Genomic DNA, 15,224 nt, shown 5'->3' on the forward strand with positions numbered 1-15,224 from the left:
ATGTTTACCAGTGCGCTGGTGATTACGTTAATGGTTTTATTCAGGCATATTTTATTCCTTCTGTTGGTGAAAGTGGTCTTCGGCGCTTTACTGATTTTCGTTGGTATTGTTGGAGTGTATGCTCTATTTAGATTATTTGCGGGATTATTAAGTGTTGCACTTGTGGTCGCAGGAATGCTTCTTATTTTTAAGATCGTTCAATTGGCTTGTGCATAGAAAGGAGATCGCATGGAATATTTATTAGTGCTAATATTGGTACTTTTCCCTTTAGCATGGGGTTCAGTAGGAGGGGCAATTTTTGAGGGTTTATTGAATCTCTCCATTAAAATTTCTGATAAGAGAGAGCTTCCTAAGAAGTACAATACGAGTAAAAAGTTAATTAGAGATTATTTGAAGATACAAAAAAATTTAAGTCTTAAAATGGATGCTATCGTATATCGTCCAAACAAGGATGTAAGTTTTACGACACTGGTTGATAATCTTAAAGATCTGTTGGATGTTCTTAGATTAGAGGCTCCACGCTTTGATCATTCTAATAAGAATGATTTATTGGTAAGGAATTTTCCACAAGCTTATTATAAAGTATACATTCAGCTTATACGCTATGATGACTCTTTGAAAATAATATTTGATCAATTGATATCTCTAATCTATGGTGATTATGATGACCCCCATATAAAGGAGATTAAAGCTCTTAGAGATGAAGTGACGGATATTATCGTGTCAATTAGAAGAGAAGCCGAAAACACAATTAAACCTTATCGTAGAGAGAAAAACGAATTATTTAAAGTCAATGTTAAACATGCTAAAGAAAGAATTGAATTTGAAAAACAGTTCATAAAAGAGCAACGCGCGTTAAATAATGCCGGTTCAATTGAGTTAAATAAAATATAAGCTCGTTCTTATTGACGCGTATTGCTGTGGATAGTCAATCTAAGGAAGGGGTTTAAAATAGTATGAATGAGACATTGTTTAATATATTTGCAGGATTGTCTTTTATTTTCTTGTTGTTAAGCCTATTTAAAAAATTTGAACGTGTGTTTATCTCTATAGGAGCAATATTTCTAATAATGGCATTTAGTACCGGAGGGTTTGGCGAAGCACTTCATTCATGGTTACCAGTTGATCAAGATGTACAAAATCAAACACTCACGGTTATAAAAACATTCCGTATTCATTTTTATATAATATTGTTTTTTGGAATCTTGGGAATCGTTATCAGTCTGTTTGTTCGGTATAAAAGGAATAATTCTAGTGTAAGTGAAGAGGAGTGAATTTGAAATCGAATTAAAAAAAGTTATCAGGGTAATCCTGATGACTTTTTTTGTTGATTGATTTCCTATATAGCAATCAAAAGGTATAATTTTCATATGGAAGAGAGGGGGAGAGCACGCTGGTTATTGATAAGACGAGAATATTTATCAGTTCAGCATACGAAGAGTCCTTAAAGACACCGAGAAAAATCATCAAAAAACACTTAGAAGAATGTGGCCATGAGGTACCCATCTTTGAAGAAGAAGATTTTGGGACCTGGAAGCCGGATACAATGAAGCATTGCATCGAAGTAGTTGAGAAAAGCGACATTGTCATACTACTTATAAATGCAAAATCAGGTGAAGAACCGGAATTAAGATGGGGGAATGTAACACCTACATACTTGGAATTCCAAGAAGCTTGGAAAAAGAAGAAGCACATTTTGGTTTTCGTAAATCCGGATATCAAAAAGAGGTTCTTTGAATTAAAAAAGGATTTTGATTCACTATATAACCAATATGTTGAAGAGAACCATAGGCCACCTGATTCACCCTTTGACCCTTTCGAAAGCTGGATAGCCAGTCAGGATGGAATGGTTAAAAGACACTTAGAAGCTGCTGATCCTTTTGTTTGGGCATTTTTATATGACATATATATAAAAAGGTATTGGTTGTATGAATTTGATTATGCACAATCGGAAAAAGAGGCTAAACAAATTGCTCAAATGATCAGCAATTCTTTAAAGACGGTTGTTGACTTTATCCCTAGGTTAGACGAGTTAACTGAGATTGAAGAGCAGCAGTCATATTTAGTAGAATACGCCGAACACACCCTTACTATGCTCCATCAAAGAAATTTAATATTGAATAAAGAGCAACAAGATTGGTCAAACTTTTTAAAACAAGGGATTGAATTCCTTAACCACAGTTACGAAATCATACAGGCTAAAGATACAAACCCAGTAGTCGTTAATCATATCAATTCATGTTATGCTGCTTCGTTATATTCTCAGGATGGAGAAACATTAAGGTTGGTCGGAAAAGCAGGAGATATAACAGCTCCGGAAGTATTTGCATTATATGAAGAAGGAATTCATGTTGTTGATGCCTTCAATCAGGGTGAACGATTAATTACTTACAGGGAAGATAAAAAGACATTTTATATCACTGAGGCCGTTGATAGCTTCGTTCTATGCCTTCACTTTTTGCTTGAAGAGGATTGGGATGTAAAGCGAGCTGAAGCATACGCACAAGAGGTTGAATGTGCTATAATGGATAAACACCAACTCTATTTTGAATTTTTGAATTTGCTGATAGGAGGGAGCACTAATGAGTAGAGAACTTGCCAATTACAGTAGCTCTGGCTCGGTTGTTGTTAAACGTTCCCCATCTGTAAGTAAGACTGTAAGTAGCCGTAAAGTATCGGCTAACGGTAAATATGTCCCGTCTAAAACCCTTCGAAAAACACTCTCAGGCATGAATTCCAGTGTTAATTCATTAAATGAGCTGTTAAGTAAATCTAAGTCTATTCAAGGGAAGTCGGGATTGGCTAAAAGATAATACTTATTTCAATGCTTGTAACCGTCCTTATTATTAAGGACGGTTTTTTTGTTTAGATAGATTCTGGAACCCAGGAGGTCAGGACACCGCTGCGCCGATGATGCGGAAGTTTGAAGGATCGATGCCAGGCAACGGGAAACCCAGCTGCAGCTGAAGGTAAATCCGGCCGGATCCGGAATACAGGGAAGCAGGCGCGGTTGCGGCGATAATGCAGAAGCTGAAGGATCGATGCCAGGCAACGGGAAACTCAGCTGCAGCTGAAGGTAAATCTGGCCGGATCCGGAATACAGGGAAGCAGGCGCGGTTGCGGCGATAATGCGGAAGCTGAAGGATCGATGCCAGGCAACGGGAAACTCAGCTGCAGCTGAAGGTAAATCCGGCCGAATCCGGAATCCAGGAAAGCAGGCGCGTTGCGGCGATAATGCGGAAGCTGAAGGATCGATGCCAGGCAACGGGAAACCCAGCTACAGCTGAAGGTAAATCCGGCCGGATCCGGAATCCAGGAAAGCAGGCGCGTTGCGCCGGTGATGTGGAAGCTGAAGGATCAATGCCAGGCAACGGGAAACTCAGCTGCAGCTGAAGGTAAATCCGGCCGGATCCGGAATCCAGGAAAGCAGGCGCGTTGCGCCGGTGATGCGGAAGCTGAAGGATCGATGCCAGGCAACGGGAAAACTCAGCTGCAGCTGAAGGTAAATCCGGCCGGATCCGGAATCCAGGAAAGCAGGCGCGGTTGCGCCGATAATGCGGAAGCTGAAGAGATCGATGTCAGGCATTGGGAGCATCCGGAATCCAGGAAAGCAGCGCGGCGGCACTGGAAATACGGTGAGGCCCGCGACATCCCCGATCTTATACGTTAGCGACATTAAGAATTTCCATAGAGGGAGGTTGAAACGTTGATATAGATAGGTTTCTGCAATTGTAACAGTGTAACAGGTTTACTCGTTTACAAATTTACTGTGTAACAGTGTTAGTGGGCTATTTTAGATTTTTTTGCGGTGGATTTTTAAAAAAAGAGTGGGGGGAGTGGTTATGTAATGGAGAGGTTACTCTCTCCAAGAAACGAATGAAGGTAAACGAAGTTTCCCGTGTTTGGTCATAAAACGATGTTTAACATTGCACGAGATAGGTTCAACAAAAACAAAATCTTCAGTTTCAGACATTGATTTTTTCATTGAATGAAACTTATGTCGCTCAGACTTTGGCATAAATTCCATCATGCCAGCGGGCGTACCATCTTGGTAAGAAAGCAGAAATTTTATATCTTTACGCGTGTAGCCGGTTATCAAGACTTCAGTAAAGTCATAATTAACGACTTTAATCCAGTTCTTAGAGCGTTTTCCGATTTCATATGCTGAGTTTGCTTTTTTTAGGACGATACCCTCTAATCCTTTTTCTTTAACCTTATTGAAATAGGAGACACCATTTCCTCTTATCCCTTCAAGAACAAAAGCATTCGGATGGTTTATTTCAAGACCTCTAAGCACTTCTTTACGTTGCGTTAGTGGGCTTGATGCGATGGATTGGCCGTTTGAATAAATGACATCGAAAATGCAATATACAATCTTATGTGGGGACTTATTGGTCATAAACCGTTCCATGACAGCCTCAAAGTCAGGAGATCCATCCGCACCCGTTACGATTATTTCGCCATCTAGCACCGTACCGTCAGGAATATCTAAGTTCAATAATTCTTGAAACTTGCTGCTAACTTCATTGTTGTGACGTGTATAAAGCTTTATATGATTATTGAATTTTGATAGTACAATCCGTATACCATCAAATTTAAGCTCACTGATATAAGAATCATCATCAAATGGTTCTTTTGTGGATTCAAGCAGCATAGGGGATATAAACAAAAAATCACCTCCCTTATGAAATAATAAAGGAAGGACGATGGCCTATAAAGTGATTTGAACCTGGTATATAATGCTAACTGTTTGAAACGAGAATCACCAGAAGCTCAAAGAAAATTGGAAACAAGACAATTGTTCTTTTCAGAATTTTTTACATATGCTATAGTTGCTCTAAAGTTAAACATTAAAGCAAAATAAATGGTTCCTATATACTTTGGCAGTATCTGAGGCTAATTATATGATAAGGAACAAGCCCAAATAAGGGGGGAGTGACCAATAGTCACTCTCCCCTTTTAGTTACTAAATATATTTTGTTTCTTTAAGACATTTAAAACAAGAATTGATGTTTTGTTATAACATTCAAACTGATAAAAATAATGAAGATACATCAAGTAAAAGCATGGCGGAACGTCAGTTTGTTAGGATTTCATTAAAAGCATCATCGGTGTTGTAACAAAAAAAGTGGGGATAATGATGGTTACTACGGAAATTTGAAAGGAGGTGATTGTAATGGTTGAAGGGTTGATTGTTCTTGCGTTTTTTTCGCTTTGGTTGATCTTGTTAAAAAAATAGACCTCCCGCAAGCCGAAAAATCTAGAGGGAAGTCTACAAAAATTTAAGTTTCCACTGTCCAGGGTATTGGTAGTACCCTGACAGGGAAATCCCTGACGTTATTATTTCCAATATGTAAGAAATTTATGCTCGATCAAATAAGGAGGTGATTGTAATGGTAGAAGGGCTGATTGTTCTTGCGTTTTTTTCGCTTTGGTTGATTTTGTTAAAAAAATAGACCTCCCGCAAGCCGAAAAATCTAGAGGGAAGTCTACAAAAATTTAAGTTTTCCACTGTCCAAGGTGTTGGTAGCACCTTGGGCTACTTATCATGTTATCAAATAGAGGTATTAATTTCATCTAACAAAAATAACCCCGGATGGTCATGTCCGGGGCCGGTAGAAATCAATCCTCAAGCACAAAGATTGATTATATGTAATGATACACATAGTGGTGAGATATGTAAACCAGGTATGTTACTTGGAGTATATCTTCATTTTTTCATTGGTCTTTTTGCCGTTCTTAATCTTATCCAGGTACTTTTTAAGAAAAGAATCATATAGACTATCCGGAATATATCCAAGTCTTTGTAGCAAGAGATTTTCAACGATATTCATTTTCTTTGTGAGGAATTGATAATCATTCCTGGATTCCTGTGAATCAGTGTTACCGGTCGCTGACTTCTTATAAAGTTCATTATACTTTTGGCTGCGTTTTTGTCTGATAAGCTTTAATAAGCAAAGCAACTCATATGTGTGAAAAGTCATTAATTCAGGTGTAGTCTTGTAAAGGTCCTCTTCATCGGCAGTTTCACGGAAGGGAACTGTTTTGCGGCTGCCATCTTCTTCAGCGTCTTTTATGTTAATCATGCAGAAATCACATTCATAATAGTTAGCTTCGTTTTCTTTTGCTACGGGACTACCGCAGTATGGGCAAGTTTTCATTTCATTTTTCCTCCATGTCATTGATATTCTGTTTGTAATGTAGTTTGGCAAGGTTAGAGGTAATCGAATGTAAAACAACCAATACGATACAACTTGCAATAGCAGCAGGAAGTCCTTTCATAAGTGATTCGGGATTTGTTATAGGGAGTTTTTCAGTCCATAGAAGATAAAGAACCAAAATCAAATTGCTTAATAAAATTGAAGTGACATAAAAATGTATATTCGTTTTTATGTTGGAATTATTGTGCGCGCTGTTAAAACCACTCCTAATCGCATTTCCTATTATTTTACCGATGCCGGCCAGGTATAACATTACTCCTATTACTGAAAAGAAAAGTAATTCAAAACTCATGAAAAACACTCCTTTAATAGTTATTCCAAATGCCTAATCTTTCGTTTTTTGCAGTTTTTTCAGCTTGTTTGTATTCATCCTCATATTTAGTGTTGGGTGGAAAAACAGCTAAACGAGCATAGCCCTTCTCTAAGAGAATTTTGTTAAATGAGGTCCCGTCCTTTAAAAATACGTATGCCAATAGCCTATCATATTTATCACGCTTTTCTTTGTCGTATTCCAGATAAACACTTTGATTCTCTAACGTCTTTTTTGAAAAGGCTGAAGCTTCTTTTCCATAAGGCTGCACTGCTTTTGTTGGATGGACTGTTTCCGGAGTATCGACCAATATTAAACGGATTCTTTCCTCAGTACCATTAACATCGGCAATAAATGTGTCTCCATCTATAACGCGTCTAACTGTTACCTCAATTTTATCAGATAGATCAATGGTCTTTTCAGTTGTTCCAGAATGGCTGCTGCTAACGCCCTGGCATCCACTAAGTAGGATGACCAGGACGGCCAGAGCTTGCATTAACTTTCGAGTTAGCATGTTCTTTCTCCTTTGAGCGTTTTTTTAGCTGAGAGGAATATGGCTGTAATTTTAATTACATCTAAAATTCCTGATGTGCCAGCCGGCAGGAATTGAATGACAAGATTGTGCTGCGGAAATGTACTTGATTCCGTGAAGACAATTTGATTGTCAGTTTTATTGAATGCCATAGTATTATAGTCTAAATCCGCGGCAATAAAATCCGTTTCTGGTAGAGTGATAGTACGGTTCAAGTGAGGCGTTAGATGATCGGACACATCCAAATGCCATGACATAGCTTTCTTCATGATTCATTCTCCTTTTTTTAAGACTTTTTTGGTTTTGCTTGGAGAGCCAATCAGCATTCACAGTCAAAAGGACACAAGGGGTTACGAGCCGTTGAGGGGTGTTTTGCAGCCCTTTACGGATCGTTAAGACCAATTTATTTGTGACAGCTGCGGGCAGCTGTCCGTTTACAAAAAAATTGGCGGCCCTTGTGTGCTTTTATGAAACACGGATAGTAACACGGCGGGCGTGCCCGGCGTGTTGCTTGCCGATGTTGAATGTGAAATGCTAAAGCCCCCGGACAGCTTCAGCTGGCCAAGAATGGGGGCGCTTGGCTGAGCAAAAACAAAAAAGGCGTCTAAAAAAAGGATTTAATCATGCCGGCGGCAGCCGGCATTCGTTTTGCGGAAATGCGACCGGGGCTTTCCGGGAGCCTTTCTGCTTCTTTTGGGTTTAAGAGGCTGCTTTAGCAGCCTCCAAGCAGGCTCGATGCCTGCGTTTTAATCAAGGAAAACTTTAGTTTTCCGACCTTGCGTAACCGGCAAAAGCCGGTTGCGATTTTAGCCGCAACAAATTTTGCGCCTAATTTGAACTCACGAGTTTTAAGTCTTTTTCGTGAATTATTGGACCATCTTCCACGTCCCAGAAAGATAAACTTTCATCCTCACGTAAAAGAGCTTCCGTATCTTTATAGTAAAAATCAACTTCTGCGTGTGACATCTCCTCATCTTCTTTGTCATGCCAAATAACTTTCCCTATTGTACCTTTTGGGAAGGACCCCCATGGTGAATCGTGATCAACTAAAAGCTGTACTTTTGCACCTTTTCGAAATGTTTTCATGTTTTTTCCTCCTTTGATTTTTGCTGTCCATAAGTAAATGCGGGGGGACCAGCCCCGCGAGTTTTTCCTTGTGCTTGTGTTTTTGATTCCTACCTGTATTTAACTTGCCGTACTTATTTGATCTTCTTCTGTATTTCCTAAAATATAGTCAACAGCTTTTTGGGCTTGTGCAGATGCATGGAATATCAGGCGGTTATCGTCTTTTAATGCAGAAAGCCAGGATTTGATATAGCTTGCACTATTCTCAATGGTATTGTTTTCTATCCCGGCAATGCCGCACAGCATAGCTGCACCCATTTCTGCCACTAGCTCTTCTTTAGAATATTTCTCGTCACCAAATGTACCAAAGGTTCTTGCTAGGCGACTTTTGTGGCCTGTACTGTGTATCATTTCGTGGAAAAGAGTCGAGTAGTATTCTTCTGGCACTTTAAAATCTTGTATTGGCGGACAATTGATTTTATCGAGTGTTGGAAAGTATGCAGCTTCTCCAGGTTCAAAGGTATAGGTTGGACAATTGGGATAGTTACTGATAATTTCTTCAGCTTTTTCAATGGGATTGTGATTATACGTTTCTTGTTTTCGTTTACTTTTTAGCCCGGTGCACTGTTTATTGATATCCCATACGCGGTAATAGATAGGCTTTGCAAATTTCTTTTTTTCTTCTGTTTCTTCGTCTTCAAACTCTTTCCATAACCAGAACACAATGATATGTGAGTTTTTAAGTTCTTCTTTTTTGATGCGGCCCCCAGCTTCTAAGATTTGTTTTTTAGAAGCGTATTCCCCAGGAGGGACTAAAAAGTTATTGATACCGCGATAAGGCTTTTGTGTTTTCCAGTTAACTGCTGCACAGGAATTTGTCCAGGGCTGATGCCAAGGAACGACACCCTTTTCTAGTTGTGCAATAATTTTCTCAGTGATGATTTCATAAACTGATTTCCCCACAATTTGACTCTCCTTTTTTTAAGACTTTTTTGTTTTTGCGGAGGCCGAATTGCATTCACAGTCAAAAGGACACAAGGGGTTACGAGCCGTTGAGGGGTGTTTTGCAGCCCTTTACGGATCGTTAAGACCAATTTATTTGTGACAGCTGCGGGCAGCTGTCCGTTTACAAAAAAATTGGCGGCCCTTGTGTGCTTTTATGAAACACGGATAGTAACACGGCGGGCGTGCCCGGCGTGTTGCTTGCCGATGTTGAATGTGAAATGCTAAAGCCCCCGGGCAGCTTCAGCTGGCCAAGAATGGGGGCGTTTGGCTGGACAAAAACAAAAAAGGCGTCTAAAAAAAAGGATTTAATCATGCCGGCGGCTGCCGGCATTCGTTTTGCGGAAATGCGACCGAGGCTTTCCGGGAGCCTTTCTGCTTCTTTTGAACTTCCGTCCTCGTTCACTCGTAAAGAAATGGCCAGGAACAATGCAGCTGTTGCTTCAGGATCCGCCGGAGGCAATCCGGAAGCTTACAGATGCATGTTATCGGGCATTTTAGAGGGAAGCGAGATGCCGCGGAATGTTGGCCGGCGTTTTTGGCCGGCTTACAGTCCGGGAGCAGACCCGTAGGGGACCCAATGAAAATTTTTAACCATTTTTAGAAGTGGATACGCAACTTATAGTAACTGATGATGTCCATTTTGAAAGAATAATACGCAGTTAGAATTAGAAGAGGTTTTCACCATAAATTTGTGCCATTTTAAAAATCGCTTCGCAGTTAATAATGAGGGAAGAAATTATCCCTTAATTGTGCGGTATAAAAAAATTGAGAGTATTATCTAGTGAACATGTAAGGGAGGGGTTTGAAATTTAATGTCCCAAAATAATAGCTTAATGCAAGTTAGGAAGTGTAAAAGAAAACTGAGACTAATCCAAGGAAGGAGGTTAAACGGATTGGGAAAAATCAGTAAGGGAGAAAGGAGAAATATTATGAATAAAGAGGAACTGCTGTGGATGTTAAGGCTTATCTTAATTACAAATTCATTTACGGCCACAATATTGTTTGGTGTGTTTAAAGTTATTTTGATTGCTACAGGTAATTAAAAAGATCAGCTTAAAAACTGATCTTAAAAGGGTGACTGAAGATGTTCCAGCATCAGCAGTCATCATGATATAAAGTTGTTGTAATTATAGCAGAGAAGATATAAAGAAGAAGCTTACAAGGTTTTGATTGGTGGTTTGCGCAGCAAAACCATCAGACAAGGTTTTAAGGGTTTGTAGAGGTTGCTTTAGCAACCTCCAAGCAGGCTCGATGCCTGCGTTTTAATCAAGGAAAACTTTAGTTTTCCGACCTTGCGTAACGCGATTACCGCACTATGTAGCGCGGTAACTTCTTTTTGTTATTTAAACAGTTCTCGTTGAGTAATTAACCAATTTTCAATTTTTTCAACTACTTCACAAAAATCTTGATCGAACGGATAACCCTCATTAAGATTGTTATACGTTACATCATCAGATTCAAACCATAAATCAGAAATCTCTCGTGCGGAAGATTTGAATAGTGTTAAGGCGTTTAATAATTTGTTTTTTGTCATTGCAAAAGCTCCTTGCATAACCGGCTATAAAGTATTCCGGTAGTATTATTATAATTTCTTCACTTCAACGTGTAATGAACCTTCCGCAATTAACGATTTAAAGCTTTCAATAGCTTCTTCGGCTGCTTCTGCTTCTGAATTGGCATCTACTTCAATTTCGCAAACTACTAGGTACTCCATATTGTTCCCCTCCGAATTGTATATAGAGGGACAGGTAGACGCATCCTGTCCGATTTGTGCTTGTGTTTTTGATTGCTACCGATTTATTCAAATATAGACTTTGCTGTCCTATATGCATTCATTGTTAATTTTCTTTGCCAGGCTTGTGAGCGTGGTGACCATCTAAATGCGTTTTTCTTTAACTTACCTTTTAATTGATCGTCGGGCCGTTGGTCATCAGAAAAGATAATCTTTAATCTGTCGTTTTCTTCATCTGCGACTACGCAACACTGTTCATAAGTCAAAGTGGGATAGTGCGGCTTTTTTTCTTCAGCTTGAAAGAGTTTATAGATGCTGTGACGTTTTGTGAAAACTTTTGTCATGCCTTCTGCTTCAAATATGTTGTATAACTCTTCCTTGTTGTGTCCTTCTTTGAATAGTCTTTTTAATTTAGTGACGAGACTGTTTTTGAATAACGTAATATCATATCCATGCAATTTACCTTCTTTTATTAGGCGGATTCTTTTACAATCTTTGCTGAATACAGCATATGCCTTTACTGCTTTTTCTTCGGGCTTCTCTAAGGAGCCAAGATGTTTCTTTGTGTTTTGAATAAACCGTGTCATCTTTTCAGTTGTTTCTCGATCATAATTGTCTTTTCGAGTTAATTCCTTTTGTTTTCTTTCAAATGGATAGTTTGCCCGTCCGGTAATTAAGGGACTTGGTGTTTTGATCATGGTAAGTGATTTCTCCATTCGCTGAGTTAAAAATTTTTCAAACTCCATCATCCTATTTAGGAAATAATCTCTTTGATCTTCATTTTGAACTAGAGGTGCTAAATCGTTTTTAAATTTGTTTGCATAATACTGGATTTGGTGATCGGGATTGTATTTGTACATGTGCAACTCGTTATATCTCTTTGTGATTTCTGGTTTTACGTACGTTTTTACTGCCATTACATAGACACTCCTTTTTTGTTTTCATATTCAATCATTTTTAATGCTCGCCAAAACTTAACATCAGGAATTCGTAAATCTTGCCGTATGTCAGACAACAGTTGCAATTTGTCTAGAACTACTTTGCATTTTTCTTGGTAGAGTTGAACTTCAAATGGACAGTTAGCAAGTTCTTTTTCTTCCTCTGTTAATTTAAGGTCTAGTTCTAAATCTGTAATGTATCTGGCTAATACCAGCGCTATTTCTTGTTTAGTCACTCATTTTCGCCCCTTGATTAAAATTTGAGTGGAAGGGGAGACCAACCCCCAACCGATAACCCTTGTACGTGTGTTCTTGATTTCTACCGTTTTTATTCTGTAACTTCAAAAAAACGTTTAAGTGGAGGCAAAGCCCACCCATCCTTTTTGGTTTGGGCAATAGCTTTTTTATACATTGCTTCCTCAAAAGCATCACCTAATCGTTTTTGCTCTTTTTGGTAATCACCTTCTAAATAAACATTTAATTGATAATCACCAAAATCGATCTTGACTATGATCATTTTGTCCTCCTTTTTTAAGACTTTTTTGTTTTTGCGGAGGCCGAATTGCATTCACAGCCAAAAAGCACACAAGGGGTTACGATCCGTTAAGGGGTGTTTTGCAGCCCTTTACGGATCGTTAAGACCAATTTATTTGTGACAGCTGCCGGCAGCTGGCCGTTCACAAAAAAATTGGCGGCCCTTGTGTGCTTTTATGAAACACGGATAGTAACGCGGCGGGCGTGCCCGGCGTGTTGCTTGCCGATGTTGAATGTGAAATGCTAAAGCCCCCGGACAGCTTCAGCTGGCCAAGAATGGGGGCGTTTGGCTGGACAAAAACAAAAAAGGCGTCTAAAAAAGGATTTAATCATGCCGGCGGATGTCGGCATTCGTCTTGCAGAAATGCGACCGGAGCTTTACGGGAGCCTTTCTGCTTCTTTTGATCTTCCGTCCTCGTTCACTCGTGAAGAAATGGCCAGGAACAATGCAGCTGTTGCTTCAGGATCCGCCGCAGGCAATCCGGAAGCTTACAGATGTATGTTATCGGGCATTTTAGAGGGAAGCGAGATGCCGCGGAATGTTGACCGGCGTTTTTGGCCGGCTTACAGTCCGGGAGCAGACCCGCAGGGGGACCCCAATTAATCTTGATAACAACGGATCACAAATGGAAAAAAGGATGTGCTATGCTTTGAAATATAAAGAGGGGGTGGTGTCAAATGGATACAAATGAGGTACTACAGTTGTTAATTGCTACGAATGGAACTACAGCAACAGTTTTAGTTGGGATGTTCACATTAATTTTAACGGCACTTAAAAAGTAAGATCAGTGTATTAAAACACACTGATCAGAGAATGATTTTGTAACTGAGATGTGGCTGCATCTTCAGTTACGCTCATTATAGCAAATTGATTTTGGTTTTCCCCCTGTTTTTGCGCTAGCAAAATCAGGGGGGAGGTTTTAAAGGTTGCTTTAGCAACCTTCAAGCAGGCTCGATGCCTGCTTTTAATCAAGGAAAACTTTAGTTTTCCTACCATGCGAACCAGCATGATTTTCATGCTGGTTTGTTTGCCGTAATGTCTATTAACATTAACAGCAAAATTCAGATGTAACATTATCGGTGTAAAGCACTTCATTTTCTCCGGCTTCTTCTGGAAAATACGTTTCCCCATCAAACTCGTATCTTTTCTCTGAAAGGACGACTGTCATAATAGATGAAAAGCAGTCCGGGTCAGCGTGGATTTTATGCATTTCCTCGTTAGTTAGTTTAAATGATATTCCTGCCCGTCCCCAAATTGTTATAAAGCCAGGTTCTTGGGAGGACTTTTTAGATGATTCCATTTTTTTATCATCCCTTCAGTAAAGATTTATTTCCTTAACAGTAACTGACCAAAAGTTTTCGTCATTTTGGACAATGATAGAGTATATTTCATACTTAACAAATGGTTCGTACACTTCAGGTTCTTCATCCATATGAAATTCTAAAATGTGTTTGTTTTTCGCTTCTATGGCATGTTGTATTGCTGTGTTTGGATTTGTATACAATTGAACTTCTGAACCAATGCCGCAGTTTTCTAAATCGTACAAGGTTTGAACCATATACATTGTTATCTCACTCCTTTGGAATGGGGTGGGTTTCCTGCACCGCAGTTTAATACGTTAGATGTCGCAATTGCATCCTGTAGCCAGCCGGCAGTGTCATCCATGATGTACTCACTTTGAAATTCAGACAGTGAGTCATAGCCGTGCTGTTTCGCTTTGCTTTCTGCCCAATCGCTGGGAACTGTAAACCAGGCACAACCTAAGTGATCATTTATGCCGTTCTCATTTGGTATTAATTCACCAACGTAAGTGTAGATTGTGGTGATTTTCGCCTTTTCATAGTTTGAAAGCTCCGCATAAGGCGGGAGCGATTTGTCTTTTTTGGCTTGTTTCCACATATATAATAGATCGATTGCCGATATCTCTGAAAGCTTTATATAGTTCGCTTGTGTGTTTTCGTCTACATAACCTAAGTCGTGAAGATCAAAGCAAGAATCAAGAGCTTCACAAAGTTCTTCAAAGGTTTTGTAGCGAGTGAGAATTTCATAGATAGTTAAAGATTTCATTGCTGTTATCGTCTCCTTTGGTGATTGAGGGCAGGGGGACCAATCCCTGCCAACCAATCTGTATGCTTGTGTTTTTAATTTCTACCGTTTTTCACATTTACTCGTTCATAATCGAAATCGTTGCTGTTGGGAACTAATTTTTCGCCTAAATGCTCGCATTCTATAACCTTCCACTTTAGCGGAGAAACCAGTCTTTGTAGGTATCCCATAGCGTTTGCTTCGGTGTCAGGAACAGGCATAGGAATGACTACTGCCGGATCGCCTTGTTGTTTTTCAAGAGTTGCTTGATATATGTCAAAATGCACTTGGTTTATCATTTTGATAACACCCCTGTATTTGAGATTTCAAACTGTTTTCTATGGCAGTAAGACACGTTTGGAAAGTAAACTCATTCTCTATATCTTTATAGGTGAAAACATAGCCTATACGGAAAAAATGATACTTACCATTGCGTTTAAAAATAGATTCTACGAAACAATCAAATTCATTTATCCCTTGTTCGTCAGAATCGCAATACATAGCAGGCTCATATGATATGAACTCATTCTCTGAAAAGAATTGATTATGATCCATGAAATTCAAAATTACTGTATCTATGAAGTCGCAGAAAGTGCCGCAAATAGCTTCCAAACTTTCTTCTGAATGACTTTGTAACAAGGCTTTATCGAAAGGTATAGCTTCAGGTATGCCTGTTAATGCTTGGTACTCTTCTTTGGCTATTTCAAGAAACTCATTGAGTGACATAGAACCAACTAGATTCACGTCTGCTGTATTGACATTCATTTGACCCTCTCCTTTTGAGTTTTTAGGAAAATTTAC

At 39.2% G+C, this 15,224-nt stretch carries 25 protein-coding genes; 7 read left to right on the forward strand and 18 right to left on the reverse strand.

All coding sequences use genetic code 11. The features are described 5' to 3' along the window. Positions 1-228 precede the first annotated feature (228 nt). The 4 genes from KXZ66_RS22110 (at position 229) to KXZ66_RS22125 (ending at position 2,813) form a co-directional block, all read left to right on the forward strand. Complete coding sequence (locus KXZ66_RS22110; protein WP_219145005.1) at positions 229-894, forward strand: hypothetical protein; 666 nt, start codon at positions 229-231, stop codon at positions 892-894. A 62-nt stretch (positions 895-956) separates the two neighbouring features. Next, a complete protein-coding gene (locus KXZ66_RS22115; protein ID WP_219145006.1) occupies positions 957-1,274 on the forward strand; it encodes a hypothetical protein in 318 nt (105 codons plus the stop codon). 146 nt (positions 1,275-1,420) lie between these two features. After that, a complete protein-coding gene (locus KXZ66_RS22120; RefSeq protein ID WP_257475339.1) occupies positions 1,421-2,590 on the forward strand; it encodes a DUF4062 domain-containing protein in 1,170 nt (389 codons plus the stop codon). Beyond that, positions 2,583-2,813 (forward strand): hypothetical protein, encoded by a 231-nt coding sequence (locus KXZ66_RS22125; protein WP_219145007.1) that lies wholly within the window; start codon positions 2,583-2,585, stop codon positions 2,811-2,813. The genes KXZ66_RS22120 and KXZ66_RS22125 overlap by 8 nt, the downstream gene beginning before the upstream one ends. A 566-nt stretch (positions 2,814-3,379) precedes the next feature. Here the strand turns inward: KXZ66_RS22125 and KXZ66_RS22130 are convergent. The 8 genes from KXZ66_RS22130 to KXZ66_RS22165 form a co-directional block, all read right to left on the reverse strand. After that, a complete protein-coding gene (locus KXZ66_RS22130) occupies positions 3,380-3,586 on the reverse strand; it encodes a hypothetical protein (RefSeq protein ID WP_219145008.1) in 207 nt (68 codons plus the stop codon). Between the two features lie 270 nt (positions 3,587-3,856). Next, on the reverse strand, positions 3,857-4,669 hold the full coding sequence (locus KXZ66_RS22135) for an ATP-dependent DNA ligase (protein ID WP_219145009.1): 813 nt from the start codon (positions 4,667-4,669) through the stop codon (positions 3,857-3,859). Positions 4,670-5,693: 1,024 nt separating this feature from the next. Then, complete coding sequence (locus tag KXZ66_RS22140) at positions 5,694-6,161, reverse strand: hypothetical protein (protein WP_219145010.1); 468 nt, start codon at positions 6,159-6,161, stop codon at positions 5,694-5,696. Between the two features lies 1 nt (position 6,162). Further along, on the reverse strand, positions 6,163-6,513 hold the full coding sequence (locus tag KXZ66_RS22145; RefSeq protein ID WP_219145011.1) for a TraU family protein: 351 nt from the start codon (positions 6,511-6,513) through the stop codon (positions 6,163-6,165). Between the two features lie 13 nt (positions 6,514-6,526). Continuing rightward, a complete protein-coding gene (locus KXZ66_RS22150) occupies positions 6,527-7,045 on the reverse strand; it encodes a thermonuclease family protein (protein WP_219145012.1) in 519 nt (172 codons plus the stop codon). Further along, entirely contained in the window at positions 7,039-7,332 is a 294-nt protein-coding gene (locus KXZ66_RS22155) for a hypothetical protein (protein ID WP_095431364.1), read from the reverse strand. Before KXZ66_RS22155 ends, KXZ66_RS22150 begins: the two co-directional genes overlap by 7 nt. A 559-nt stretch (positions 7,333-7,891) precedes the next feature. Next, the gene (locus tag KXZ66_RS22160; protein WP_219145013.1) at positions 7,892-8,149 is read right to left on the reverse strand and encodes a hypothetical protein; all 258 of its coding nucleotides are present in this window, start codon (positions 8,147-8,149) and stop codon (positions 7,892-7,894) included. 99 nt (positions 8,150-8,248) lie between these two features. Beyond that, positions 8,249-9,091, reverse strand: coding sequence for an ArdC family protein (locus KXZ66_RS22165; RefSeq protein WP_219145014.1), 843 nt, complete (start codon positions 9,089-9,091; stop codon positions 8,249-8,251). A gap of 233 nt (positions 9,092-9,324) precedes the next feature. Between KXZ66_RS22165 and KXZ66_RS22170 the strand changes: the two genes are divergently transcribed. Further along, the gene (locus KXZ66_RS22170) at positions 9,325-9,702 is read left to right on the forward strand and encodes a hypothetical protein (RefSeq protein WP_219145015.1); all 378 of its coding nucleotides are present in this window, start codon (positions 9,325-9,327) and stop codon (positions 9,700-9,702) included. A 324-nt stretch (positions 9,703-10,026) separates the two neighbouring features. Then, complete coding sequence (locus tag KXZ66_RS22175) at positions 10,027-10,176, forward strand: hypothetical protein (protein ID WP_219145016.1); 150 nt, start codon at positions 10,027-10,029, stop codon at positions 10,174-10,176. A gap of 296 nt (positions 10,177-10,472) precedes the next feature. On the opposite strand, the gene KXZ66_RS22180 is transcribed toward KXZ66_RS22175, so the two are convergent. The 5 genes from KXZ66_RS22180 to KXZ66_RS22195 form a co-directional block, all read right to left on the reverse strand. Then, positions 10,473-10,667 (reverse strand): hypothetical protein, encoded by a 195-nt coding sequence (locus KXZ66_RS22180; RefSeq protein WP_095431361.1) that lies wholly within the window; start codon positions 10,665-10,667, stop codon positions 10,473-10,475. A gap of 48 nt (positions 10,668-10,715) precedes the next feature. Then, positions 10,716-10,847 (reverse strand): hypothetical protein, encoded by a 132-nt coding sequence (locus tag KXZ66_RS22750; protein ID WP_255220400.1) that lies wholly within the window; start codon positions 10,845-10,847, stop codon positions 10,716-10,718. An 83-nt stretch (positions 10,848-10,930) separates the two neighbouring features. Next, on the reverse strand, positions 10,931-11,782 hold the full coding sequence (locus KXZ66_RS22185) for a hypothetical protein (RefSeq protein ID WP_219145017.1): 852 nt from the start codon (positions 11,780-11,782) through the stop codon (positions 10,931-10,933). Further along, the gene (locus tag KXZ66_RS22190; protein WP_013603256.1) at positions 11,782-12,039 is read right to left on the reverse strand and encodes a hypothetical protein; all 258 of its coding nucleotides are present in this window, start codon (positions 12,037-12,039) and stop codon (positions 11,782-11,784) included. The genes KXZ66_RS22185 and KXZ66_RS22190 overlap by 1 nt, the downstream gene beginning before the upstream one ends. A gap of 92 nt (positions 12,040-12,131) precedes the next feature. Further along, positions 12,132-12,320: a hypothetical protein gene (locus tag KXZ66_RS22195; RefSeq protein WP_033881410.1), complete on the reverse strand. Its 189-nt coding sequence runs from the start codon at positions 12,318-12,320 to the stop codon at positions 12,132-12,134. Positions 12,321-12,623: 303 nt separating this feature from the next. Between KXZ66_RS22195 and KXZ66_RS22200 the strand changes: the two genes are divergently transcribed. Then, entirely contained in the window at positions 12,624-12,941 is a 318-nt protein-coding gene (locus tag KXZ66_RS22200) for a hypothetical protein (protein WP_219145018.1), read from the forward strand. A 189-nt stretch (positions 12,942-13,130) separates the two neighbouring features. Here KXZ66_RS22200 and KXZ66_RS22205 read toward each other — a convergent pair whose 3' ends face one another. The 5 genes from KXZ66_RS22205 to KXZ66_RS22225 all read right to left on the reverse strand — a co-directional run bounded on the left by KXZ66_RS22205 (position 13,131) and on the right by KXZ66_RS22225 (position 15,188). Further along, on the reverse strand, positions 13,131-13,469 hold the full coding sequence (locus KXZ66_RS22205; protein WP_219145019.1) for a hypothetical protein: 339 nt from the start codon (positions 13,467-13,469) through the stop codon (positions 13,131-13,133). Positions 13,470-13,653: 184 nt separating this feature from the next. Next, positions 13,654-13,902 (reverse strand): hypothetical protein, encoded by a 249-nt coding sequence (locus KXZ66_RS22210; protein WP_219145020.1) that lies wholly within the window; start codon positions 13,900-13,902, stop codon positions 13,654-13,656. A 2-nt stretch (positions 13,903-13,904) separates the two neighbouring features. Next, the gene (locus KXZ66_RS22215) at positions 13,905-14,405 is read right to left on the reverse strand and encodes a hypothetical protein (RefSeq protein ID WP_219145021.1); all 501 of its coding nucleotides are present in this window, start codon (positions 14,403-14,405) and stop codon (positions 13,905-13,907) included. Positions 14,406-14,479: 74 nt separating this feature from the next. Continuing rightward, positions 14,480-14,722, reverse strand: coding sequence for a hypothetical protein (locus tag KXZ66_RS22220; protein WP_219145022.1), 243 nt, complete (start codon positions 14,720-14,722; stop codon positions 14,480-14,482). Beyond that, positions 14,700-15,188 carry a hypothetical protein gene (locus KXZ66_RS22225; RefSeq protein ID WP_013603266.1) on the reverse strand — a complete coding sequence of 163 codons (489 nt, stop codon included), beginning with the start codon at positions 15,186-15,188 and terminating at the stop codon, positions 14,700-14,702. The genes KXZ66_RS22220 and KXZ66_RS22225 overlap by 23 nt, the downstream gene beginning before the upstream one ends. Between the last annotated feature and the right edge of the window lie 36 nt (positions 15,189-15,224).

The organism is Bacillus sp. LJBS17 (assembly GCF_019334685.1).
Taxonomy (GTDB): Bacteria; Bacillota; Bacilli; order Bacillales; family Bacillaceae; genus Bacillus; species Bacillus subtilis.